Annotated in this window: 4 protein-coding genes; 3 read left to right on the top strand and 1 reads right to left on the bottom strand. The window is 45.1% G+C overall.

The genetic code is table 11. The features are described from left to right. Together LIZ66_RS11815 and LIZ66_RS11810 are read left to right on the top strand one after the other, a co-directional pair. A partial coding sequence (locus tag LIZ66_RS11815; RefSeq protein WP_227200857.1) for a Cna B-type domain-containing protein occupies nucleotides 1–4643 on the top strand: 4643 nt, incomplete at its 5' end. A 296-nt stretch (nucleotides 4644–4939) separates the two neighbouring features. Further along, nucleotides 4940–5740 carry a hypothetical protein gene (locus tag LIZ66_RS11810; RefSeq protein WP_227200856.1) on the top strand — a complete coding sequence of 267 codons (801 nt, stop codon included), beginning with the start codon at nucleotides 4940–4942 and terminating at the stop codon, nucleotides 5738–5740. A gap of 70 nt (nucleotides 5741–5810) precedes the next feature. Here LIZ66_RS11810 and LIZ66_RS11805 read toward each other — a convergent pair whose 3' ends face one another. Further along, nucleotides 5811–6650 (bottom strand): AraC family transcriptional regulator, encoded by an 840-nt coding sequence (locus LIZ66_RS11805; RefSeq protein WP_173716070.1) that lies wholly within the window; start codon nucleotides 6648–6650, stop codon nucleotides 5811–5813. Nucleotides 6651–6820: 170 nt separating this feature from the next. On the opposite strand from LIZ66_RS11805, the gene LIZ66_RS11800 reads away from it, so the two are divergent. Further along, entirely contained in the window at nucleotides 6821–8983 is a 2163-nt protein-coding gene (locus tag LIZ66_RS11800) for an alpha-galactosidase (RefSeq protein WP_173716071.1), read from the top strand. Nucleotides 8984–8987 lie beyond the last annotated feature (4 nt).

Below are 8987 nucleotides of genomic sequence, written 5' to 3'. Positions count from 1 at the left end.
ATGAATCCGAGAAGACCTATGAGTACACCGTAAACGAGGTGATCCCGGAGGGAGCGACCGCTGAGAATAACTATACTGTAAATGGTGTAACTTACGATAACAGTATCTTTACTGTGAAAGTAATTGTAAGCTATGACCAGGCAACTGGAATAATGAGTGCAGCTTTTGCTGAGGATAGTCAGGAGCTTATATTCGACAATACCTACGACGCAAAGGGATCTCTGACATTGGAGGCAAGTAAGACTCTGAAGAACAAAGCTCTTGAAGCTGATGCCTTTAACTTCGTGCTGAAGGACAAGAACGGAGAGACTATTCAGACCGTTGCCAACGATGCAGATGGAAATGTAACATTCAGTCCGCTCAATTATACTCTTAAAGATGTTGGAACTCATGTTTACACAGTATCAGAAGTTCAGAGAGAGAATACCGAAGTTACTTATGATACTACTGAGTATACTGTTGAAGTAACTGTAGTAGATGCAGGAAACGGAAAACTGAAGGTAAGCAAGACGATCAAGAAAGGTGATTATACTGTTGATGCAATTGCTTTTGAAAACATTTATAAAGGAGTAATTGATATCAGCGGCTCTAAGACCTGGAATGATGCAGACAACCAGGACGGAATCAGACCAGCAAGTATCACTGTAAAACTTTTTGCAAATGGAACAGAAGCTGCAAGTCAGGTGGTAACTCCTGATGAGGCTGGAAACTGGAACTATGTCTTCAAGAACCTGCCGCAGTATGATGCAAAAGGAAAAATCACTTATACAGTAACTGAGAGTGCGGTAGCTGGTTATGAAACAAGCGTAAGCGGCTACAACATCACCAACACTCATAAACCAGCAACCCTCGACATCACCGGAACCAAAACCTGGAACGATTCCAACAACCAGGATGGCAAACGTCCAAAGAGCATCACCGTCAACCTTCTTGCAAATGGCATAATTACAGACACCAAGACCGTAACAGCTGACGATAACTGGACCTACAGCTTCACCGATCTGCCGAAATATGCAAATGGTCAGGAAATTACCTACACGGTAAGCGAGCTTACCGTACCTGGTTATACAACAACTATTGATGATAATTACAACATCACCAACAGCTACACCCCAGGTGAGACCAGCGCGTCTGTAACCAAGATCTGGGATGATGCTGACAACCAGGATGGCATTCGTCCAGAGAGCATTACCGTAGCTCTCCTTGCAAATGGAACGCCAACTAACAAAACTGTTACTCTTACTGCTGCGAACAACTGGACACAGACGATAACTGGTCTTCCGGAAAAAGCAGATGGAGAGTATATCACCTACACCTGGACCGAGGTTAATGTTCCAGAAGGCTACAGCTTGACAGGAACTTCCAAGAACGAAACGGTAACCACTCTGACCAACACTCATACTCCAGAGCTTACTTCCATCACCGGAACCAAGACCTGGAAAGATGCAGATAATCAGGATGGAAAACGTCCAGAGAGCATTACCGTAAACCTTTTTGCAGACGGAACTAAGCTTAAGAGCCAGAGTGTAAGTGCTGATGCAGACGGAAACTGGAGCTACAGCTTCACAGACCTTCCGAAATATGCAAACGGACAGGAAATCACTTACACCGTAACTGAGGATGCAGTCGATGGCTACACAACCGAGAGTGATGGCTATAATTTCATTAACACTCATCAGCCAGAGACCACCGAGATTACCGGAACCAAGACCTGGAACGATGCAAACAACCAGGATGGCAAGCGTCCGGAAAGCATCACTGTAATCCTTCTTGCAAATGGCACAGAGAAAACTCGCCAGGCCGTAACTGCAGACGAAGTAGGAAACTGGACTTACACCTTCAAAGATCTGCCGAAATATGCAAACGGCCAGGAAATCACCTACACCGTAGCTGAGGAGGAAGTAACTGATTACACTACAACCTACGATGGCAGCAACATCACCAACAGCTACACTCCAGGAAAGACCAGTGCAACAGTAACCAAGATCTGGAACGACGCTGAAAATCAGGATGGAAAACGTCCGGAGAGCATTACCGTAAGTCTTCTTGCAGACGGTAAAGAAACCGGAAAGACCGTTACCCTGAGCGTCGAGAACAATTGGAAACAGACTATATCTGACCTTCCGGAAAAAGCAGACGGAAAAGCAATCGAGTACACCTGGACAGAGGAAACTCTCCCAGAAGGTTACGAACTTACCGACAACAGCAAGAACGGAACTGTAACTACTCTGACTAACACCTACGCTCCAGAAACAACTTCCATCACCGTAACCAAGACCTGGGATGACGCAGACAATCAGGATGGCAAGCGTCCAGAGAGCATTATCGTCAACCTTCTTGCAAACGGAGAGATCGTAGCAAGCCAGACTGTAAAAGCAGACGAAGCAGGAAACTGGACCTACACCTTTAAAGACCTGCCGAAATATGCAAATGGCAAGGAAATTACCTACACCGTAACCGAGGAAGCAGTGGAAGGTTATGAAACAAGTGTAGACGGATTTAACATCACCAACACTTACACAACCGAGACAACTGAGGTGAAGGGCTCCAAGACCTGGAACGATGCCGACAATCAGGATGGCAAACGTCCGGAGCGCATCACTGTAAGACTTCTTGCAAACGGCGAGGAGAAGGACAGCCAGACCGTAACCGCAGACGAAAATGGAAACTGGACCTACAGCTTCGAAAAACTGCCGAAATATGAGGCTGGAAAAGAAATTGTATACACGGTAACTGAGGATGCAGTTGCAGATTACACAACTGAGATCACCGGCTACGATATCACCAACAGCTATGCGCCAGGAAAGACCAGCGTCACAGTTACCAAGGCATGGGCTGATAACGATGACCGCGGCGGTCACAGACCGAAGGAAATCAAGGTTCAGCTGAAAGCCGATGGCGAAAACAGTGGCGAGGAAATTATCCTGAACGCAGAGAACAAGTGGACTTACACCTGGTCCGAACTTGATGAGAAGAGGGCTGGAAAGGATATTGTCTACACAGTAGAAGAAATTGGCAAAATAGCTGGCTATATTTCCACAGTAACAGGAAATGCCACAGAAGGATTTATCATTACCAATACAATCACATCTGTTAAGATCAGCAAAGTGGATATTACCGACCAGAAAGAACTGGCAGGTGCTCATATCCAGATCCTTGACAAAGATGGAAATGTAGTAGACGAGTGGGATTCCACCTGGGAATCTCATGAAGTAACAGGTCTTAAGACCGGTGAGAAATATACCCTTCGTGAGACCGTAGCGCCAGATGGCTATACTATTACAGCTGACACAGTCTTTAGCTTGAAGGAGGATGGAACTCTTGACAAAGATAATACCAGCACAACCATCTCAGCGGATGGAACCCTTCTGGTAGAAGACAGCAGAACTTCTGTAAAAGTAAGCAAAGTAGATATTTCCGATGGGAAAGAGCTGGAAGGTGCTCACATCCAGATCATTGACCAGGATGGAAACGTAGTAGACGAGTGGGATTCCACCAAGGAAGCTCATGTTACCGAGAAACTGAAAACCGGTAAGATTTACACTCTTCGTGAGACTGTAGCTCCAGACGGATATTTACTTACAAGCGACACTACGTTTGTTCTGAAAGAAGACGGAACAGTAGATGCAGAAAAAACAACAGCTGTTTCCAAGGATGGTGTTTTACTTGTACAGGATAAACTGGCAACCTCAGCATCTATTGCAGTGACAAAGAAACTTACCTATATTGGTGAAGGTCTGGCAGCAAGAAATCAGACCTTCTATGTAGCCCTGTATTCTGATAAAGAATGCACACAGAGAGTTTCTGATGTGAAAGCTCTTGTATTCAAGAATGCAGATGCTTCCACCGTAGTATTCTCAGAGAATATTAAGGCAGGCAAGACATACTACATTGCAGAGTGTACACAGGATGGAACTTCTCAGACGATCGGCGCTCTTGCAGATGGAACTGTTTATGAAGCTGTATTTGGCAATGGTAACTCCACAACAGTAACCGAAGCCGATGGAACAACAACCGTTTCCTTTGAAAACGTGTTCAGCAGCTTCCCGCCAGATGGATTCTACAAACAGGGTCAGCTGACAATTACCAAGAAGGTTCTTGGTGCAGATGGAGGCACCAGAAACAGCAACGAGGTATTCTATGCAGGTATCTTTGATGATGCAGCTCATACACAGCTTTCCCAGCAGGTTGAGCAGAACATTATCAAGCTTGATATGGACGGTGGCTATGAAGTAAGTGAGATCATCAATGTTGGTCTTGCCCAGTCAGGAGCAAAGGTAACCCTGTATGTAACGGAAACTGATTCCAACGGAAAACCAATTGCAGGCTCCGAAGGCTTTGGATATAAAGTTACCGTAAGTGCAGATTCTGTTACATTTGATGAAACGAATATGACAGCAGAAGTTGTCATCACCAACCAGGAAGAAAGCACAGTAACAGAAACACCAACACCAACACCTACTCCTTCTTCCGATGGTGGAAATAGCGGTGGCTCCGAAGATCATTCCGGCGGCTACGGCGGAGGCAAATCACCGAAGACCGGAGATGATACCCCGATCGGAACTTATCTGATGCTTCTTCTTGCAGCTGCAATGCTTGCAGCCGAGACTGAAAGACGCCGCAGAAGAAACAAAAGACAGTAAAGCAAAACAAGGTTTTTGACCAGATCGGAACCATAACAAAGCAAGTACAAATGAAGGCGGTCCGCACACAAAGCGGATCGCCTTTTTGCAGGTGCCCCTTAGCTTCCTGCGCAATTAAGGAAACTACAGAATAGTCCTGTGGTTCTGGTTTTGCAAAAAAAGTAAAAAAACTTTTTTGAAAAGTGGAAAAACATCCCGAAGAAAGAGTTGACGAAACAGCCCTACTGGTATAATGAAGTCAAATTAAAGGATATTACATTTGGGAATGACTTTATAGATTTCAGGAGGTTTCCATTATGAGAAAGAATACATTAAAAAAAGCAATGGCAGTTATGATTTCAGCGACAATGCTGGTGACAGGATATACAGTAGTTTCCGCAGAAGGATTTACAGATGCGGAGGCACTTGCAGAGATGGATGCTTTTACCACAGGTGATGAAGCTGTATATGTGGAAGAAGTTCAGCCGGAAGCTGCACAGACTGAGGAGGTTCAGCCAGAGCAGACTCAGACAGAGGTTCAGCCGGAGGTTGCACAGACCGAGGAGGTTCAGGTAGAAGAAGCGCAGGATGAGTTCCAGACCGGAGAAACTGCAGAGGAAGCTGCTTTTGTTGATGGATTCACAGATAGCTCTGCAGAAGCTGAGCCAGCTGAGTTTACCGATGGAACCGGTGAAGTTGGAGATGCAGTAGAAACTACCGTAGATTTCGATTTCCGTTTCGAGAACGAAGAAGTCATTATCACTGCAAAAGTGTTTGATGAGACAGCTCTTCCAGAAAACGCTGAAATGAACGCTGTAAAGCTTGAAGCTGGCAGTGAGAAATATGAAGAAGCAAAACAGGCTTCCATCAGAGACCTTGGAACAACAGAAGACGACGAGTACACTTTCTACGACGTAACCTTCATCGCAGATGGTGTTGAGATCGAAGTTCCAGACGAAGCAGTCGTAATTAATATGGAATTCAAAAATGTTGCATCAGAGGAAAACGAAACCCAGAGCGCCCTCCACATCCAGGAGACAGAAGCTGGCGTAGTTGCCCAGGACGTAACCGCACAGTCCGCAGACGGAACACTGAAATCCGTAGGATTTAACTTCTAAAATTCAATAACCGCAAGCAGATACAGGACTTTCTGAGAAATCGGAAAGTCCTTTTTGTATAATCAAAATTTCATCTATGCTGCTCCCGCCACGCCCGCGGTGAAACCCCATACACATTTTTAAAAGCCCGGGAGAAGTGGAGGGCGTTTTCGTAGCCTACGGCAGAGCCGATATCTCCTATAGATAATGTGGTCAGCTTCAGCAATTCCGCCGCTTTTGTCATGCGGTAATGAATGAGAAATTCCTGTGGAGAGCGTCCTGTGCTGGTGCGGAAAATTCGTCCCAGATAGCTTCTGTTAATACCGCATACAGCTGCCACATCCTCAATAGAAATATCATTCTGGAAGTTCTGTTCGATATAATTTATTGCCTCTTTTATATAATAATCACTCATTTTACTGGTGGCGGCAGGCTGCGGTCTGGCAACAGATTGCGCAAGCAGATCCGCAAAAAGATAGAAATGTCCCATCAGATGAAAAGGAGATTGCTCTGAATTCTGAGAAATGTAAATCAGTTCATCCACCATCTTTTTTCGTGCCTCCCTGGAGTGGGCCATATAGACTGGCGCATCCTTGGAAAAGCCACAAACGTTGAGGATTTCTGTGGTACGCAGCCCGTCAAACTCCACCCAGACGTATTCCCATGGTACCTGAATATCTGCCACATAAGTGGTGATCTGTCCTGGAAAAATCATAAATCCCTGTCCGCTCCGAACCTGATAATTTACATTCTGCCCCTTGGAATTCGTGGCCATCAGGGTGCCTGTTCCGGAAAGAACATAGTGAAAAAGATAGTGATTCCGCGTTGCCGGACCAAATAAATGTCCGGGAGTACACTTCTCATGTCCATATTGGTAAAGGCATAGATCAATGAAAGTTTCGCTCGGAAAAATGTGAAAGTTGTTATCCATATACGGAATCCTCCTGTTACATTTGCTGATAATATATCATAATGCGATAATATATTTCATTATACCATAAAAAACCATCATAAAGGCATAAAATAAGAAAAATTAAGCTATTTAAGTGTTGATTTTGGTATGCTATACTTAACACATCATAGAAAAAGGAGGCCCCACTCATGGCAATCACCTTCAACGAAACAACCCGGATCTTTACCCTCACCACTGCCCACACTACCTATCAGATGCAGGCGGATGCTCAAGGGTACCTTTTGCACCTGTATTATGGTGCCAGAACTGCAGGAGAAATGGACTATCTTCTGAATTATGGAGACCGTGGCTTTTCTGGAAATCCGAATTCAGCAGGCAGCGACAGAACCTATTCTCTGGATGCATTGCCACAGGAATATCCATCACTTGGCACAGGAGATTTCCGAAATTATGCGTTAAATATAGAGAATGCAGATGGTTCCCAGTGCTGCAATCCGGTTTACATAACACATGAAATTGCGGCTGGAAAATACACTCTGAAAGGTCTTCCATTCGTCCGTGCAGAAGAAAATGAAGCGGAAACTTTGAAGATTATACTGGAAGATCCTGTTACAAAAGTAGAGCTTCGTCTGCTCTACGGAGTACTGGAAAAAGAAGATATTATCACCAGAAGTGTGATAATTAAGAATGCTGGAAAAGCCCCTGTAACAGTAAAAAAAGCCCAGTCTGCATGCCTGGATTTCCTTCACGGAGACTATGATCTGATCAAATTTTATGGCAGACATGCTATGGAAAGAAACATGGAAAGAATGCCGGTTTCCCATGAAAGCACCCGAATTGGCAGCCGCCGTGGAACCTCCAGCCACCAGTATAATCCAGGGGTAATCCTTGCAGGAAAAAACACAAATGAAGACAGCGGAAGCTGCTACGGAATGCTGTTTGTATACAGTGGAAACTTCCTTGTAGAAGCAGAAAAGGACCAGTATGATCAGACCAGAATCCAGATGGGTCTGACTGATGAACTGTTTGCATATCCCCTGGAAGCCGGAGCTGAATTTACCGCGCCAGAGGTTATTTTATCCTACACAAACAAAGGTCTTTCCAGGCTTTCCCAGCAGTACCATCACTGCATTATGAATCATATCTGCCAGGGAAAATACGTCCATGCAAATCGTCCTGTCCTGATCAACAGCTGGGAAGCCGCATATTTTGATTTCACCGGAGACACCATCGTAGAGCTTGCAAAGGAGGCAAAAGCGCTTGGAATCGATATGGTGGTTATGGATGATGGATGGTTCGGAAAGCGAAATGACGACAATTCTTCTCTCGGCGACTGGTATGTGAACGAGGAAAAATTAGGCGGAACTCTGACGAAATTAATCGAAAGAGTAAACGCAGAAGGCGTGAAATTCGGTATCTGGATTGAGCCTGAAATGGTCAGTGAGGACAGTGATCTTTACAGGGAACATCCGGACTGGGCAATTACAATTCCAGGCCGCAAGCCTGTTCGTTCCAGAAACCAGCTGGTCCTTGACTTTTCCAGAAAAGAAGTACGTGATGAGATATTTAAACGTATCTGTGCAGTTCTGGATCAGGGAAATGTGGAGTACATTAAATGGGATATGAACCGCAGCCTGGCAGATATTTATGCACCAAATGTGACCTATGATTATGTTCTTGGGGTGTACGATTTCCTGGAAAAACTTACGAACCGTTATCCGGATATTCTTATTGAAGGCTGCAGCGGAGGCGGCGGAAGATTTGATGCCGGAATGTTGTATTATACGCCTCAGATCTGGTGCAGTGACAACACAGATGCTATTAATCGTACACGGATTCAATATGGAACCTCCTTCTTTTATCCGGTAGCAGCAATGGGTTCACATGTGTCAGCAGTGCCAAACCATCAGACCGGAAGAGTGACCAGTATGCATACAAGAGGCGTTGCAGCTATGTCTGGAACCTTTGGCTATGAACTGAATCCCGCACTTTTAAATGCAAAGGAAAAAGCAGAAATCCGTGCCCAGCTTGCCCAATACAGGGAGTATCAGGAATTGATCCGTGAAGGAGATTATTACCGTCTTTCCAATCCTTTCCAGGATAATTTTGCGGCCTGGATGGTGGTATCAGATGACAGATCCAAGGCACTGGTAAGTGTGATAAGACTTACAGCAGAAGCCAATCCGCCGGCAGCATACGTTACCTTAAAAGGAATGGAAGAGGATGCTTTTTATCGGGAAAAAACTACCGGAAAAGTATATCCGGGAGCTGCACTTATGGAGGCTGGAATACTGCTTCCTGCTGCGGTGAGCGAATATGAAGCATACCAGATAGAACTGGAGCGTGTTTGAAAAA

Source organism: Blautia faecis (assembly GCF_020554845.1).
Lineage (GTDB): Bacteria > Bacillota > Clostridia > Lachnospirales > Lachnospiraceae > Blautia_A > Blautia_A faecis.
This window is presented reverse-complemented; position numbering and strand designations above follow the sequence as displayed.